We start from the raw sequence: 15,879 nt of genomic DNA on the forward strand, positions 1-15,879 counted from the left end.
TTTTTCGCGATGCATACGATAAAAATTGGAAATAGCCGCGTCCTTGAGTCGCGCGAGTCGGCGGACGGAATCACAATTCGCCGCCGCCGCGAAACGCTTGATGGCAAGCATCGGTTTACGACGTACGAGCGTGTTGAACGCCCAAATTTGGCGGTAATTAAAAAAGATAGTTCGCGCGAGTTGTTTGAACGGACAAAATTGGCAAACGCAATTCGCCGTTCGGTTGGAAAGTTTTTCAAGTCGGAGGTTGAAGTCGAAGAGATTATTGATCGGGTCGAGGATAGACTGTATGGTTTAGGTGAAACCGAAATACCGTCGCGCCAGATCGGCGAACTTGTGCTTGACGAGCTCGCCGCCTGCAACGAAGTAGCGTACGTTCGGTTCGCGAGCGTATTCCAAAAGTTTGAGACGCTTGATGATTTTGTGAAAATTCTTGAACAGCGTAAGCGGAGCAAGCAATCCTGATGCGTGTCGTTGTTGTTTCAAAAGACGATACTGATTATAGCCGCCAAGTTGCGACCTTTGTTGATGATATGGCGCGCCAGACAGGACATGAACTTGAGGTGCTTGATCCGGAATCGCGCGAGGGCGAGTCGTTTTGCCGGGCGTATGATATTGTTGAGTATCCAACGATTGTTGCGTTAAGTGCAGATAGCCAGCTGCAAGCTATGTGGCGCGGTTTGCCGTTACCGTTGATTAGCGAGGTAAGTTATTATGCCGTCCAAGACTAGCGCTTTGACAGACCGCCAGCGGGTTATCGTGTTTGGCGTGTTGCTTATTGGATCGGCAATTGGGCTTGTAGCATCAATCGTATTGTCGCACGAAGCGCTAACGATCGCAAAGGACAGCAGTAAAGTGCTTGACTGCGATTTGAACGCTGCGATGAGCTGCAGTTCGGTAGCAAAACATTGGTCGGCGCATGTTGTCGGCGATATTCCGAACAGTTTCGTCGGCATGGTGGCGTACCCGGTATTTATCACAATTGCTGTTGCTGGACTGGCGCGTACGCGATTTCCGCGTTGGTTTATGTGCGCCGCCGAGGCTGGCGGATGGGTGAGTCTGGGTTTTGCGGGCTGGATGTTTTATATGAGCTACATTGTAATTGGTGCGTTGTGCCCGTGGTGTTTGGCGACAGATGCAGCAGTGCTGCTCGTGCTTTTTGCGCTTATTCGCCATAATGTACTGACGGATAGCCCGATGATTTCCGCAAAATTGGTGCCGTCTAAAAAATGTGTTCAGCAAAATTACGATGTTGTCGTTTTTGTTGCTATCGCGGTTGCGATATGCGCGTTGATTGTGCTTAAATATGGCGATAAGTTAGTATAATCTGGAAACTTTCTTTTTACGCGGCGTATGCTATACTGAGTGCATGAAGCATAATATAGTTATACGAGCATATCTTGGTCTTGCGGCTGTAGCGATAGGGTTGCTTTTATTGTTACGTAACCTTCATGTTATCTCTTTTGACTACTGGGGAGAGCTATGGGGCGGGTTCTTGTCGCTTTGGCTGATCCTCGTGGGGTGCATGATTCTTGTAAAGCGTTCGCGGTGGATTTGGGGTTTGTTATTCTTGTCTGCAGGGGCAACGATCGGTCTCCGTGCACTTCACATTGTTGATGTTAACTTTTGGCAGATTGTATGGCCAATTTTGTTTATCGCTGTCGGTTTTGCAGTGTTGTTTTCACTCGTGAAAGACGGCAAAATATCAAAAATGAAAGTCAAGCATATGGCAGCGGCATGGTCGGGGCAAAGTGAAAAAGTAGAAGGTGAATATACTGGCGGGACTATTTCTTCGGTATTTAGTGGTGTTGATCTTGACCTGCGCCAGGCTGATATTCAGGACGGTGCGGTTATTGAGCTGTTTGTTCTGTTTGGCGGCGTTGATATTATTATACCGAACGACGTGGTTATAAAAAATGAGGTGACTGCTATTCTTGGCGGTGTTGATGATAAGACTAGTCCTGGTGTGAAAGCGAAAAAGACGCTGTATATTCGCGGTGAATGCTTTTTTGGCGGCATTGAATTGAAATAATATCGTTGCTTTTCGCTAAAAAAGCCCGTACAATTAAAGGCGAGGCATCTGAGCGGTTATCGCCCGCGATCTCTCATACGGGAGAATGCCCCAGGAAGAACAGCCTTTAGCTCAGTAGAACCTGGCGTTCACTCGGCGTAAACGAGTAATTAAGCGCTGAAAGAATCACTTCTTTTGGAATCGAGATGGTACCGTCCGCATGCATGCTTCTCGCGGATTCTCGAAGTCAAGAGAGGTGATTTTTGTTTGTAGAAAGGAGAATACGAATGAAATTTAAACACGGTACACGCCGGCGGGCAGCAGAATATGAAAAAGATTGGGTGAAGCGTTGGAAAGTCGACAGAACATTTGAAAAATCGGTCGAACAGCGTTCAGAAGACAACCATTATGTATTTTATGACGGCCCGCCATTTATCACTGGCGTACCGCACCATGGCACATTGCTTAGCAGCATTGTCAAAGATGCTGTGCCGCGCTATCAGACTATGAAAGGTAAGCGTGTTGAGCGTGTGTGGGGTTGGGACTGCCATGGATTGCCGGCGGAAGTGTTTACCGAGAAGAAACTAGGTATTAAAGATCGCCGCGATATCGGTACGACGATTAGTCTGGAAAAGTACATCACGACTGCGCGTGAAAATATGGTGCAGACCAGTAGTCTGTGGAACGATACGATTGATCGGATTGGTCGCTGGGTAGATATGGATAATGCCTACAAAACCATGGACAAAGAATACATGGAGAGTGTTTGGTGGGCGTTTAAAGAGCTGCATAATAAAGGCAAAATTTATGAGGGTGAGCGAGTGCTCATGTATTGCACGCGCGATGCGACGCCGCTGTCAAAAGCTGAGGTGACGATGGATGCAGGCGCATACCAAGATGTGACCGACCCAAGCGTATATGTGCGCTTTCAACTGGAGGACGGGAGAACGCTGTTGGTTTGGACGACAACGCCGTGGACGCTATCGGCAAATACGGCTCTAGCAGTGAATGCTGATTTGACGTATGCTGAGGTTGAAGTTGAAGGCGAACGGTTTGTGTTGGCGAAAAACCTGCTTGATAAAGCATTGACGAATGAAAAACATGAGACGCTGCCGTATACAATTATTACTGAGTACTCTGGCGAGTCGCTCGTTGGCCTGAACTATAAGCCATTATTGGGCGTAAATCGCGGCGAGCACGCACACAAAATTTATTCAGCTGGATATGTGTCGGCTGATGATGGTACCGGCATTGTCCATATTGCGCCGGCATATGGCGAGGAGGATTTTAATCTTGCTCAAGCTAATAATATTCCCGTTGTGCACGTTATTGACGAAAACGGCTTCTTCACTGAGGGCGACTGGAAAGGCGAGAATGTTTGGGAAAGTAATAAGCGCATCGCTAAAGAGCTGAAAGAGCGCGGCGTCGTTTGGAAGATCGACTATATTCGCCACAGCTATCCGCATTGTCATCGCTGCGGCACGCGCTTGATGTATCGGGCGCACCCGAGTTGGTTCTATGACGTGCAGGGGCAGAAGGAGTTGATGCTTGCGAAAAATTCCGAACAGATTACGTGGTTTCCTGAGCACCTAAAGTATGGGCGGTTTGAGAAAAATATTGAACAAGCGCCAGATTGGAATTTGTCGCGCGATCGTTTCTGGGCAACAGCGATGCCGGTTTGGGAAGCGGTTGACGCGGATGGTAATACGCTGCGCGATGAACAGGGTAATAAGCGGCAAATTGTTGTCGGTTCGTATGCAGAGTTGAAAGAATTGAGCGGCGCAGAGCTTGACGACTATCACCGTCCGTGGATTGATGCGATTGAGTTTGACTTGACGCCTGAAGGCGATGTGCCGCCGGCTGATTATCAGGGCGAGCGTGTTCATTATATACGCATTGATAAAGTGCTGGATGGCTGGTTCGAGTCGGGCAGTATGCCATTTGCGCAGTTTCACTATCCGTTTGAGAATAAAGCGAAGTTTGAGGAAAATTTCCCAGGCGATTTTGTAGTTGAGTATATTGGTCAGGTGCGGGCGTGGTTCTATTATATGCATGTCGTTAGCGTTGGTTTGTTTGGCGAAAGTCCGTTTAAGCATGTGGTGACGACTGGTGTGGTGGCAGGCAACGACGGCCGCAAAATGAGTAAAAGCTACGGTAACTTCACTGACCCGAATGAGCTGATGGATAAGTTTAGCGCTGATAGTCTGCGTTTTTTGCTGCTATCAAGCCCGCTGCTTAATGGCGAGGATTTTGCGCTGCACGATAAAGATGTTGGCGACGTGGCGCGCAAGCTCAGTATGATTTGGAATATGTACGATTTCTTCACGATGTATGCAGAGGTTGATGGTTGGGAATTTGACGGCGCATTACAGGATCCGCTTAACGATTTAACAAACCCGCTAGATATTTGGATTGTCAGCCGCCTGCATCAGCTGGTTGCTACAGTGGAGAAGCATATGGACGGATATAATATTCCGGACGCGCTTAGTCCGATCCTGCCATTCTTAGACGATGCAAGCAATTGGTATGTGCGCCGCAGCCGCCGCCGCTTCTGGAAATCGGAAGACGACGCGGATAAGAACGATGCGTATAAAACGCTCCATTACGTGTTGGTGCGGTTAAGCTATTTGCTTGCGCCGTTTACGCCGTTTTTAGCGGATGAGTTGCATCATAATTTAACAGGCGACGACGAGTCGGTTCACTTGAAAGATTGGCTGCCGGCAGGCACAGTGAACGAATTAGTCATTGATGAAATGGCGCGCGTGCGCGAATACATCAATGAAGGTTTGAGCTTGCGTGCTAAGGCTGGAGTGAAAGTACGCCAACCGCTCGCGTGCGTGACGGTTCCCGAGAAAGGTAAGACATTTGATTTTACGCCGATTTTGCTGGAGGAACTGAATGTCAAACGTGTATTATATGGCGATAATGTTGCAATAGACACAGAGATTACTCCTGAGCTCAAGCGCGAGGGCCTGGCGCGCGAAATTATTCGCCACGTCCAAAGCGCGCGCAAGAAGGCCGGCTTGAGTGTCGATGATCATATTATTTTAGGGTTAAGGTCCAATGACAACAAGTTGAACAAAGCTATTGATGAACACGCGAGAATTATTGAAGGCGAGACGTTGACATTGAAACTCGGACCAATATCAGATGATATGTACGAAGAAGAAGTGAAAATTGAAGGAAATAGAGACTTGAAAATATTTTTGAAGCGTACAGCGTAGTTATCAGCAAAAATAACGATTATCAAATGAAAAGGAGACTTGATGGCGGAAATCATTAAAGCAATTATTCCGGTGGCGGGTTGGGGAACGCGTATGCTGCCGATCACCAAAGCGATTGAAAAGTGCATGCTGCCTGTTGGCAAGCGCCCGATTATTGACTATGTTGTGCAGGACTGCTTAGCGGCGGGTATCCGCGAGTTTATTTTTGTCGTGAGCGAGCAGAGTTCGCAGCTTGAGGCGTACTATCGCAGCAATATTCATCTAAACGATTATCTGCGGCGCAAGGGCAAAGAGGATATGCTGCCGCTTATCGCGCCGCTCAAAGCTAATATGCACTTCGTGACGCAGCCGAGCTACGGAAAGTACGGTACGGCGGTGCCGGTAGCCCTCGCGAGCGATTACATTAACACGGATGAATCAGCGGTTGTGCTGATGGGTGATGATTTCATGTATAATCCTGATGGCTCAAGCGAAGTAGCGCGCCTTATCGCGGCGACGCCGGCGGGCGAGTGCAGCATACTGGCGAAAGAAGTACCGCATGAAAGTATTAGCCGTTACGGCGCGATTGTCATTGACGAGAGCGGTCATTTTCGCGAAATTGTTGAGAAGCCGCGCCCTGAAGAAGCGCCGAGTGATTACGCTAATATCGGTAAATATGTTTTGACTAAGCAAGTGATCGACTCGTGCGCCGATATCGCAGTATCGCCGCGGGGCGAATACGATCTAACCGATGCTATTACGCAGTTTGCGCAGGCTGGTGGTGCGGTGAAAGTCGTGCCGGCAGTTGGGCAGCATCTGGACGGCGGGTCGCTTGATGGTTGGCTGTATGCGAATAATGTTGTGTGTGGCTTGTAACTATTCCGCCATTGCAATAACCTCAATGCTCTGCTACAATATAACAGATCTGAATTAAATTAACGTTTAAGGAATGAAATGAAAGCAGTCGTAAAGATCTCTGGCAAGCAGTATCTTGTCAGCGAAAAAGAGACCCTACGGGTGGACCTCCTCCCGGAAGGAACGAAAGAGCTCGCTCTCGACGCACTCATGACCATTGACGGCGATAAAATCGCGGTTGGTAATCCTGTAGTGAAGGGCGTAAACGTAAAAGCGAAAGTTGTTGAAGCGTTGGTGAAGGGCGATAAAATTCGCGTTATCCGCTACAAGGCAAAAAAACGTGTCCACAAAGAGAACGGTCATCGCCAAAAATACTCGCTTATCGAAATTACAGCGATCAAGTAGCAGTGAAAACTCCTCGTATAATCTTTCCGAGGAGTTTTTTCGTGTCTAGAGTAATTTTTTGTCTTCTTGGTTCAGCTCATGGTATAATAGAGTCTAAAGAGAGGGAATAGAAACAGCGTGGCAACGATTATCGCAGTAACTAATCAAAAAGGCGGCGTCGGCAAAACAACGACGTCAATCAATCTTGCGTATTATTTAGCTAAGAACGGTAAGCGGACATTATTGATTGACTTTGACCCGCAGGGTAATGCGACGAGCGGGTTGTCGATTGACAAGCAATCGCTTGATACGACGATGACGGAAGTGATTATGGGGAAAAAAAAGCTCATTGATGCAGTAATGCCGACCGAGTTTACTAATCTGTGGATTGCGCCGACGACGCCGGAATTAGCAAATGCCGAGGTGGAACTGACGCAGGTGCAGCACCGGTTTAGCCGGCTAAAATATGCGATTCAATTGACGCCGACGCAGTACGATTTTGTTATTATTGACTGTCCGCCGAGTTTAAGTTTGCTGACGGTTAACGCGCTGATTGCGGCGCAGTATGTGTTGCTGCCGGTGCAGGCGGAGTTCTATGCGCTTGAGGGCTTAGGGCAGCTGCTTGAAACGATGAAGCTGATTCGTAAAAATCTTAACCCGACGCTTGACCTGATTGGCGTGCTGCCGACGATGGTTGATAGCCGCACGTCGCTGTCGACGCAAGTGCTTGATGAAATTTCTAAGCATTTTCCAGCGAAAGTATTCAAAACGAAGATTCCGCGCAATGTGCGGCTCGCCGAAGCGCCGAGCCATGGGCTGCCGATTGGCGCGTATGATCGGTTTAGCAAGGGTGCGCGCGCCTATAAAGCAGTGACAAAGGAGGTGCTTGATCGTGTCGGCTAAAAAGGGTTTGGGACGAAGTTTTGATTCATTGATTCCGACGGAGTTGCTGGACGAGTCGTTTGATCCGACATCTGAGCAGGATGACCGTGTAAGTGATTTGCGCTATATTAAGCTCAGTGAGATAGTACCAGATCCGGACCAGCCGCGCCGCGCGTTTGATGAAGTGTCGCTTGACGAACTGGCGGCGTCGGTAAAGGAGCATGGCGTGTTGCAGCCGATCGTTGTGGCGCCGGATAAGCAGGGCTATAGAATTGTTGCGGGCGAGCGGCGGTTTCGCGCATCGCAGCGAGCGGGGCTTGAAAAAATTCCGGCATTAGTACGGACGTTATCGAGCCAGCATAAGTTAGAGTTATCGCTCATCGAGAACTTGCAGCGCAGCGATTTGAACCCGCTTGAGACGGCGACGGCATATCTAAAATTGCGCGATCAGTTCAACTTAACGCTTGAGGAGATCGGACAGCGCGTTGGCGGCAAAACGTCGGCGGCGGTTAGTAATACGCTGCGTTTATTGCGGTTGCCAGCGTCGGCGCGCGACGCGATTATAGCGGGCGATATCCGCGAAGGGCAGGCGCGCCCGTTGATTGGCTTGCCGGAGGATGTGGTTGACGAAATTATTCCGCGCATTATAAAAGAGGGCTGGAGCGCGCGTGCAATTGAAAGCTATGTGCGCCGCCAGAAAGCGAATGGGTTAAGCGGCCGTACGACGCGCCAGCCAGCGCCGCGTAAACCGCGCTACGTTAAAGAACAGACTCGTTTTGCCGATCGATTTAAGACGCCGGTTGAGGTGCGAACAAATCGCCGCGGTTCAGGACAAATCGTTATTTCATTTCAGGATCACGCGGATTTTGAGCGGATTTCGAAATTGCTTGGCTAGAGTTAGAAAGTCGTTATTTTTGAGAAAGGAAAGAGACGCACTGAAACTGGTCCGACGACGTCGTGGTTAGGAACAAAGCCGAGTCCAGTGCGCGAGTCGTACGAGCTGCTGCCGATACGATTGTCGCCAGCGACAAACAGTACGCCTTCAGGTACGGCTGTGTCGACGTCGCCGCTTGACGGGCTCTGCGGTCCGACGCCGCCTCTGCGGTACTCGTCATCGGGGTGAAATCCGTTTGGATGCTCGCGATTGTATACAGTAAGCGTGCCGTCTTTGACAGTAACGCGCTCGCCAGGAAATGCGATGACGCGCTTCACGATAAATTCATCATGCATGCCGGCTAAAAAACGCGGGTTTTTGAAGACGATAATTTGCCCGCGGTTTGGCACGTACGGTTTATTTTTGAGTAAAGCCGCAGTTACAGGCAGCCGGTCGACGATAAGCCGGTCGCCATCGGCAAGCGTATGGTCCATACTGTGTCCAGATACCGAAAAACTGCGAAATACGTAGGTGTTGATCAGCAGCGTGCCGATCAGGACAAGCAGAACAAATCCAATGAAATTAAGTATGTCCTTCAACCGTGGATGACGCGTTAAATAACTTGCTTCCATCTTTCTTACTATACCCGCCGCGTCCCAAAAAAACAAACGGAAACCATAGCCGCGATGGTTTTATTTTCTGCGCATTTCCGCTATAGTAAACAGGAGTATGAGTAAACGAGCAGTAGACGGTTTTGTTCCGCGGCGCCAATTGCCGGAAGTATCGGCGGAAGGCTTAGGGCGTTCGCCGAGCGGCAGCGGCGTGCGGCGGCGTATCGCGGTGTCTGGTGCGAATCACGCGGCATCGCCGAAGCCGTTATCTTCGCCGGCGATATCGCGAGCAGCACAGCGTCCGTCGACTATTAGAAACTCCGATCGCGCAGATATTGACGCGTCATTGCGAGAGATTGGCAATCTGTCTGATCTTGATGCGCCGACGGCACCGGACGGTCGAAAAAAACGCGGCAAAAAATCTAAAAAACCAATATCTCGTCGCCGCAAAATTATTAAACGCGGGATTATCGCGTTCATCTTGATTATTGTACTGACCGCCGGCTGGTTTGCATATCGTGCGTTAATGGCGAGCAAGTCGGTCTTTAAGGGCGACTTGTTTGGGCTGGTGCAGCAGAAACCTCTCAAGCAGGATGCGAACGGTCGTTCAAATATTCTTATTCTCGGTACATCTGAAGATGACGAAGGGCACGAAGCAGGGTATCTAACTGACTCAATGATGGTGTTGAGCATCGACCAAAACAAGAAAAACGCGTATATGGTTAGCGTTCCGCGCGATCTATACGTGAAGTACGGACGCGCCTGTGACGCGGGGTATGCGGGCAAAATTAACGTGTATTTCAATTGCGTAAATAACGACTGGAAATCGGATAGCGCGGAAGACGAACGCCAGAAAGAAACGCGTTCGTTTGTGGGTGAAATTTTAGGCATGGATTTGCAGTATAGCGTGCATGTAAATTATTCGGTAATGCGCGACTTGGTAAGCGCAATCGGTGGCATTAAAGTGAATATTGAAAGCCGCGATCCGCGCGGAGTGATGGATAGCAATTTCGACTGGAAATGTGGTACGACGCGGGCGGAGAAGCAGGAGCGTTGCCCGCGCGGACATTACATTAGCTATCCGAACGGCGAGGTTGAGCTTGATGCTGAGCATGCGCTGTATCTTGCAATGGCGCGCGGCGATATTGCGCCAACCTATGGATTTGAGCAATCGAATTTCGACCGCGAGAAAAATCAGCAAAAAATTATGATGGCGATCCGCGAAAAAGCGCTTAGTACAGGCACGCTCACTGATTTCTCGAAAGTCACAAAGCTTGTTGATGCGATTGGCGCGAACTTGCGTACAAACTTTGAGACAGGTGAAGTGCGAACACTTGTTAGCTTGATGCAGTCGATCAAGCAGGATGAAATCAAAAGCGTCAGCCTGATTGATGCCGAACCGGCAATTCTAACGACCGGCACGGTTGGCGGTGCGAGCGCAGTGATACCAGTGGCGGGTACGTACAATTACAGTGGTTTGCAGGCGTATATTAAGAAGCATATTTACGCAACGGCGATTACGAGAGAAGAGCCGCGCGTCGTTATCCTGAATGGTTCTGGAATTGCAGGAGCGGCGCAGGCTGAGGCGACTAAGCTTGAGGAGCTTGGCATAGCAGTTAATACGGTTGGCAATGTGCCGAGCGGGCAAACGTATTCGTCAAATAAGATCTATCGTGTGGGCGAAAAGACAAAATCAGCAACTGAAGAGAAGTTGAAGTCACTCTATCATACGAGTGTATCGCCAAGTAATGAATTATCGGGCGTGACATATAGCGCGAATACTGATTACGTAATTATCATTACGAAGGCGCAAAGCTCAAAAAGCCGGTAATTAAACGCGATTCATAGTATAATAAAAACGATGGATTTGATAAAATCACACAAACGCCGTTCGCGTATTAGCGAAGCGATGTATATTTTGCTCAATGTGCTGCTCGCGCTTGCGATGTTTGCTGTGACCTACGTATCTGGATCGCCGTGGATTGCCGTAGCACTTGTATTTATGAGCAAATGGCGTGTTTTGGCAGTGCGTCCGCGGTTTTGGCTGGCGAATCTGATTGCGAATACAGTCGACCTTATTGTCGGGCTAAGTTATGTGACGCTTGTATATTGTATGACGGGGTCGGTTGGTGTGCAGGCGGCATTGACGGTGCTCTATATCGTGTGGTTATTGATCATCAAACCGCGTTCAAAACACACCTACGTTGTTATACAGGCAGGAACGGCGCTTTTCTTGGGGTTGACTACCGTTTCGATGATGATGCACGAGTGGAATCCAGTGTGTTTCGTTGCGGCGTCGTGGATTATCGGCTGTATCGCTATGCGTCATGTGATGAATACGTATGATGAGCCGTATAGCAATTTATACAGTTTTGTTTTTGGCGTTGTAACAGCAGAATTAGCGTGGATTTCGTATCACTGGATGGCGGCGTATGCAATTCCAGGCGTTAGCCCGATTCGATTATCACAGTTTGCGTTGTTTACAACGCTGTTTTATTTTGTTGCCGAACGGGCATACTATAGCTACCATGCGTACGGCGAGGTGCGCCGTAACGACATCATACCGCCCGTTGCGCTTACTGCGCTTGTCGTGATTGCTGCCTATGTGCTTGCCGCTATCTATGGCAGCGACGCGCTTTAAGGCGGTTTTAAGCCATATTTTTGAAAATGGTTCAAAGAAAGGTGAATAGTATGACAGATACGAAGAATACAGCAAAAAAGGCAAAGCATGAAACGGCTGCGCCAAGTACCGCGCCGACGTCTCCGGCTTTGGTCGCTAGCCCGCCAGTTTCACCGCCACTGAAGCAACCGCGCCGTGCGCTTCCGTGGATTGTTATATCAGCTATTCTCTCTATTGTGCTTATTACGAGTGTGGTATCGGCGGGTGTGTATCTATATGTAAACACTCATCGTAGTACTACGTTGACACCAACGCGTGATGGCAATACGACGGCAACAGCGAGCGAAGCGTCAGTCTCGAACGTGATAGAAAAAGTATCACCGAGCGTGGTGTCGATAGTGACGAATACAACTAAGCGGACTATATACGGTGCGGCGCAAGCTCGGGCGGCAGGAACAGGAATTGTCATTAGTCGCGATGGTTATATTCTAACGAATCGTCATGTTGTCGCTAACGCAAGTACTGTGCAGGTTGTGCTGGACGACGGCACGGCGTATGATGATGTGAAAATTGTCGGGGTAGATCCGTTGAATGATGTAGCCTATCTGAAGATTAACGGCGTTACTAACCTGCGCGCTGCCGAAATCGGCGATTCATCTACGGTGCGTACAGGCCAGCACGTTGTCGCGATCGGTAATGCGCTTGGGCAATACCGCAACACAGTGTCAAGCGGTATTATCTCAGGCAAAGGGCGGTCACTTTCGGCAAGCGATGAAGCGGGCGGATCAAACGAATCGCTCAGTGACATGTTCCAGACCGACGCAGCGATCAATTCGGGTAACTCGGGTGGACCGCTGTTGAATTATGCCGGGCAGGTTATCGGCATTAATACGGCGGTTGCTTCGGGTGCGACAGGGATTGGTTTTGCAATTCCGATTAATGCCGTGAAAGGAACGATGAAGAGCGTGTTAGCGGGCAATCGTGTCAAGCGTGCCTATATCGGTATTCGGTATGTTGACATTACGCCGGCATTGGCAAAACGCTATCACTTGCCAGTGACAAAAGGCGCGTACGTAGCAAGCGATAATAGCTCAAGCGTACAACCTGGTAGTCCGGCGAGCAAAGCAGGTATTCAAGACGAGGACATTATTACGAAGGTAAATGGCACGGCAGTAGGCGAGAGTAATGGGTTTTCTAGCCTGATTGGCCAGTACACGCCAAATGACGTCGTGGAATTAACAATTTTGCGTGGCGGTAAAGAGCAGACTGTTAAGGTTACGCTAGGTGCCTACGCTGAATAATTTTAATTATATTTTTGAAACACGAGGCAAAATCCATCAGTGGCACGATGAACGAGCTGTAGCCTTGATGCTCTAGCTATAATTGCTGTATGCTGTCGCGGATCGGCTTCAAGGTAAAGCCATCCGCTATTATTCAGCGCGGTACCCGTTTGAGCAAGCAGCTTATTAATCAGCGCTAGCCCATTGTTGCTCGCAAAGAGTGCCTCAGCGGGTTCGCAATTTGTTTCCGGCGAGCGCTCCCATGACGCGTCAACGTACGGAAGATTCGCAATAATACCGTCAAACGTACCGAAGGTGGCGCTCAGCATATCGCTTTGTATAATGTCGACGCGCGCGCGTAGCCTCGCTGTATTTTCGCGCGCTACCGCAAGCGCATGGCGGCTATTATCGGCAAGTACGACGTCAAGTGCTGGTATTTCCAATTTTGCCGTAATTCCCAGGCAGCCGCTTCCCGTACCGACATCGATGAGGCGTCCAGTATGCGGTCCGTAGTGGCGTAGGCAGGTGATAATTGCCTCTGATTCTGGGCGCGGGATTAGTACGCTTGGCGTGACTTTGAATAGCCGTCCGTAAAACTCTCTATGTCCGATGATATAGGCAAGCGGTGTTCGGTCAAGCCGCAACTGCAGCCTCGCGTTAGCGATTTCGAGCTGGCGTTCGGTCAGGCGCTCGTCGCGATGCGCATGCAGCCATGTACGATTTTTGCGCACAGTGTGTGCTAATATCAGTTCAGCGTCAAGCAGCGCGCTTGTAATGCCGGCATCTGCAAGCATTTCTGCGCTATCGCGCAGCCAGGCTTGAATTGATGTCGGGATGTTCGTGGCTGCCATCTTATGTGGGATTGTACATGATGTGCGTGGGCAGGGCAAATCTTTTATTGCGCGTGCTGTGCTTTTAATTCGCGTTCATATGCTTGCAGCCGCTCAACGATATCATCAATATCGCCGTTCATCGCTGCCGGAATATTACTGCGGCTATAGTGAATGCGGTGGTCGGTGATGCGATCCTGCGGGAAATTGTACGTGCGAATTTTTTCACTGCGATCCCCCGTACCGACGAGCGCGCGCCGTTCAGCGGACAATTTTGCATTATCTTCGTCGATTTTCATTTGGAGTAGGCGGCTGCGCAATACGCTCATCGCTTTTTCGCGGTTCTTGATTTGCGATTTCTCGTCTTGGTTTTGTACGACCAAACCGGTTGGCAGGTGAGTGATACGCACAGCAGAATCGGTCGTGTTGACGGATTGCCCGCCGTTGCCGCTTGAACGATAGATATCAACGCGCAAATCTTTCGGGTTTATCTCAATGTCGGTTTCCTCGGCCTCTGGTAGTACTGCGACGGTGGCGGTACTAGTGTGAACACGCCCTTGGCTTTCGGTGACGGGCACGCGCTGTACGCGGTGAACGCCGCCCTCAAACTTAAGCTGCGCATACGGTGCGTCGCCGGATATTTTGAAGATAACTTCTTTGTAGCCGCCGGAATCGTTGGCAGAATCGCTCAGCAGTTCGGTTTTGTAACCGTGCGCCTCGCACCAGCGCAGATACATGCGGTACAATTCAGCGGCAAACAGACTCGCTTCGTCGCCGCCTGCACCCGCGCGAATCTCCATGATGGTGTTCTTTTCATCGTTCGGATCTTTTGGTGTAAGTAATATAAATAAGTCCTCTTCAAGTTGTGCTAATTTTGCTTCGTCTTCGGGAATTTCTGCTTTGGCAATTTCGGCAAGCTCATCATTACCGGTGGCAAGCTCTCTCGCTTCGGCAAGTTGCTGCTCAACCTGCTTGCGCTCTGTTGCTTTAGCAATGATTGTCTCAAGTTCGCTGAACCGCTTGTTCTTAGCGGTAAACTGCGGGTCGTTATATGCGTCGGGTTGCGCCAAAAACTTACTCAGTGCTGAGTATTCGACCTCTAGGGCGGTCAAATCAAGAGTAATACGAGCCATGCTCTTCTATTGTACCATAAAGTAGGCGCGGCAACGACGAATGCTTGATTTCCTCCTTTAGCTACGCTATATAATACTATATGCGTCCCAAGGAGTTTATAGGCAGCAAATCACACGAAGATCATGGATTAGATAGCAAAGTACCCCTGAGCTTTGCAGAAATGATAGACCTCGATAGCATTAATGACCAAGACATCAAAGACTTGATCATTAAAGAACGGGCCATTCCAGTTACGATCAGTATAGATGAAGGTATTAGACCTAAAATTATCGACTCCTGCGGAATGACCTGCAGTTTTTGTCATAACGAGGGAACCCCTGTTGCAAGCGCCTATAGCAAAACAACCCTATTACCCAACCCACGATACAGGGGACGCAGTGATGTTAAAGGCGTGACAATATTTAGCCCTATTGGCAAAGCCATACTTGATCTATCAGTTGGCGACTCTACAGAAGTAACCATCAATAACAAAAAAATACCAATAAGTATCACCAGGATTCGTAGCCTTAGTGAACTTTCAGCATAACTTTTAGTAAACCAACTTAATACAAGGAATGTGACTACAATGAAAACCGAGTATGAAGCTAAATTTGTCAACATAAGTACCTCTGAGATTCGGCAGAAGCTGCGGTCTCTTGGCGGATCATCCGAAAAGCCTGAGCGGCTAATGCGGCGAGTGACAATTGACAGCCCCGAAATGAAGCAGAACAAAGGCTATTTGCGCGTCCGCGACGAGGGCGACTGCGTGACGATGACTTACAAGCAATTTGACAAGCTATCCGTTGACGGCGCCAAATAGTACGAGGTGAACGTCGATAATTTTGAAGAAACCATCGCTATCCTAGAGGCTGCTGGTCTCCCATATACCTCTTTCCAAGAGTCCAAACGCGAAACGTGGCGGTTAGGTGATGCCGAAATTGTCATCGATGAATGGCCATGGCTAGCGCCGTATATCGAAATCGAAGCGAACGATGAACATGTAGTCAGGGAAACCGCCGAGGCTCTCGGTCTTTCATGGGGCGATGCAATTTTTGGCGATGTTATGGCGGCTTACCGAGCACAATATCCCCACTTGACTCCATTTGATACCATCGCCTCAATACGAAACGTCACCTTTGATTCGCCCCTACCAGATATGCTTAAAAAGTAACTACTGTATTTGTTGCATGCTTAGTCTAGTTTCGTCTACAAATAT

General features: G+C 49.3%; 18 protein-coding genes. 15 read left to right on the forward strand and 3 right to left on the reverse strand.

The annotated features are described in order from the left end of the window. Nucleotides 1–9 precede the first annotated feature (9 nt). From nrdR to SEML1_RS00925, 9 genes are all read left to right on the forward strand, one after another. Nucleotides 10–465 (forward strand): transcriptional regulator NrdR, encoded by a 456-nt coding sequence (gene nrdR / locus SEML1_RS00885; RefSeq protein ID WP_376754176.1) that lies wholly within the window; start codon nucleotides 10–12, stop codon nucleotides 463–465. Continuing rightward, entirely contained in the window at nucleotides 465–731 is a 267-nt protein-coding gene (locus tag SEML1_RS00890; RefSeq protein WP_376754177.1) for a hypothetical protein, read from the forward strand. The genes nrdR and SEML1_RS00890 overlap by 1 nt, the downstream gene beginning before the upstream one ends. Further along, complete coding sequence (locus tag SEML1_RS00895) at nucleotides 715–1,326, forward strand: vitamin K epoxide reductase family protein (protein WP_376754178.1); 612 nt, start codon at nucleotides 715–717, stop codon at nucleotides 1,324–1,326. Before SEML1_RS00890 ends, SEML1_RS00895 begins: the two co-directional genes overlap by 17 nt. 43 nt (nucleotides 1,327–1,369) lie before the next feature. Next, nucleotides 1,370–2,032 carry a LiaF transmembrane domain-containing protein gene (locus tag SEML1_RS00900; protein WP_376754179.1) on the forward strand — a complete coding sequence of 221 codons (663 nt, stop codon included), beginning with the start codon at nucleotides 1,370–1,372 and terminating at the stop codon, nucleotides 2,030–2,032. A 266-nt stretch (nucleotides 2,033–2,298) separates the two neighbouring features. After that, a complete protein-coding gene (gene ileS, locus SEML1_RS00905) occupies nucleotides 2,299–5,235 on the forward strand; it encodes an isoleucine--tRNA ligase (protein WP_376754180.1) in 2,937 nt (978 codons plus the stop codon). 42 nt (nucleotides 5,236–5,277) lie between these two features. Continuing rightward, a complete protein-coding gene (locus SEML1_RS00910) occupies nucleotides 5,278–6,090 on the forward strand; it encodes a sugar phosphate nucleotidyltransferase (RefSeq protein WP_376754181.1) in 813 nt (270 codons plus the stop codon). A gap of 78 nt (nucleotides 6,091–6,168) precedes the next feature. Next, a complete protein-coding gene (gene rplU, locus SEML1_RS00915) occupies nucleotides 6,169–6,474 on the forward strand; it encodes a 50S ribosomal protein L21 (RefSeq protein ID WP_376754182.1) in 306 nt (101 codons plus the stop codon). A 117-nt stretch (nucleotides 6,475–6,591) separates the two neighbouring features. After that, a complete protein-coding gene (locus SEML1_RS00920; protein ID WP_376754183.1) occupies nucleotides 6,592–7,356 on the forward strand; it encodes a ParA family protein in 765 nt (254 codons plus the stop codon). After that, the gene (locus tag SEML1_RS00925; RefSeq protein WP_376754184.1) at nucleotides 7,346–8,230 is read left to right on the forward strand and encodes a ParB/RepB/Spo0J family partition protein; all 885 of its coding nucleotides are present in this window, start codon (nucleotides 7,346–7,348) and stop codon (nucleotides 8,228–8,230) included. The genes SEML1_RS00920 and SEML1_RS00925 overlap by 11 nt, the downstream gene beginning before the upstream one ends. 2 nt (nucleotides 8,231–8,232) lie before the next feature. On the opposite strand, the gene lepB is transcribed toward SEML1_RS00925, so the two are convergent. After that, nucleotides 8,233–8,841, reverse strand: coding sequence for a signal peptidase I (gene lepB / locus SEML1_RS00930; protein ID WP_376754185.1), 609 nt, complete (start codon nucleotides 8,839–8,841; stop codon nucleotides 8,233–8,235). Nucleotides 8,842–8,938: 97 nt separating this feature from the next. On the opposite strand from lepB, the gene SEML1_RS00935 reads away from it, so the two are divergent. Genes SEML1_RS00935 through SEML1_RS00945 form a run of 3 tightly spaced genes read left to right on the forward strand, consistent with a single transcriptional unit; the run spans nucleotide 8,939 to nucleotide 12,741 of the window. After that, nucleotides 8,939–10,651, forward strand: coding sequence for an LCP family protein (locus SEML1_RS00935; protein WP_376754186.1), 1,713 nt, complete (start codon nucleotides 8,939–8,941; stop codon nucleotides 10,649–10,651). A gap of 30 nt (nucleotides 10,652–10,681) precedes the next feature. Then, nucleotides 10,682–11,461, forward strand: coding sequence for a hypothetical protein (locus tag SEML1_RS00940; protein WP_376754187.1), 780 nt, complete (start codon nucleotides 10,682–10,684; stop codon nucleotides 11,459–11,461). Nucleotides 11,462–11,511: 50 nt separating this feature from the next. Continuing rightward, on the forward strand, nucleotides 11,512–12,741 hold the full coding sequence (locus SEML1_RS00945; protein WP_376754188.1) for a S1C family serine protease: 1,230 nt from the start codon (nucleotides 11,512–11,514) through the stop codon (nucleotides 12,739–12,741). Between the two features lie 2 nt (nucleotides 12,742–12,743). Here SEML1_RS00945 and prmC read toward each other — a convergent pair whose 3' ends face one another. Both prmC and prfA read right to left on the reverse strand, forming a co-directional pair. Continuing rightward, on the reverse strand, nucleotides 12,744–13,571 hold the full coding sequence (prmC, locus tag SEML1_RS00950) for a peptide chain release factor N(5)-glutamine methyltransferase (protein WP_376754189.1): 828 nt from the start codon (nucleotides 13,569–13,571) through the stop codon (nucleotides 12,744–12,746). A gap of 44 nt (nucleotides 13,572–13,615) precedes the next feature. Then, nucleotides 13,616–14,683, reverse strand: coding sequence for a peptide chain release factor 1 (gene prfA / locus SEML1_RS00955; RefSeq protein ID WP_376754190.1), 1,068 nt, complete (start codon nucleotides 14,681–14,683; stop codon nucleotides 13,616–13,618). An 80-nt stretch (nucleotides 14,684–14,763) separates the two neighbouring features. On the opposite strand from prfA, the gene SEML1_RS00960 reads away from it, so the two are divergent. From SEML1_RS00960 to SEML1_RS00970, 3 genes are read left to right on the forward strand one after another with little or no spacing between them, the layout of a single operon-like run. Then, nucleotides 14,764–15,210: a hypothetical protein gene (locus tag SEML1_RS00960; protein ID WP_376754191.1), complete on the forward strand. Its 447-nt coding sequence runs from the start codon at nucleotides 14,764–14,766 to the stop codon at nucleotides 15,208–15,210. 39 nt (nucleotides 15,211–15,249) lie between these two features. Then, nucleotides 15,250–15,483, forward strand: coding sequence for a CYTH domain-containing protein (locus SEML1_RS00965; RefSeq protein ID WP_376754192.1), 234 nt, complete (start codon nucleotides 15,250–15,252; stop codon nucleotides 15,481–15,483). A gap of 6 nt (nucleotides 15,484–15,489) precedes the next feature. Further along, on the forward strand, nucleotides 15,490–15,834 hold the full coding sequence (locus tag SEML1_RS00970) for a CYTH domain-containing protein (protein WP_376754193.1): 345 nt from the start codon (nucleotides 15,490–15,492) through the stop codon (nucleotides 15,832–15,834). Nucleotides 15,835–15,879: the final 45 nt, after the last annotated feature.

This window comes from Candidatus Saccharimonadaceae bacterium ML1 (assembly GCA_030253535.1).
Lineage (GTDB): Bacteria > Patescibacteriota > Saccharimonadia > Saccharimonadales > Saccharimonadaceae > Saccharimonas > Saccharimonas epibionticum.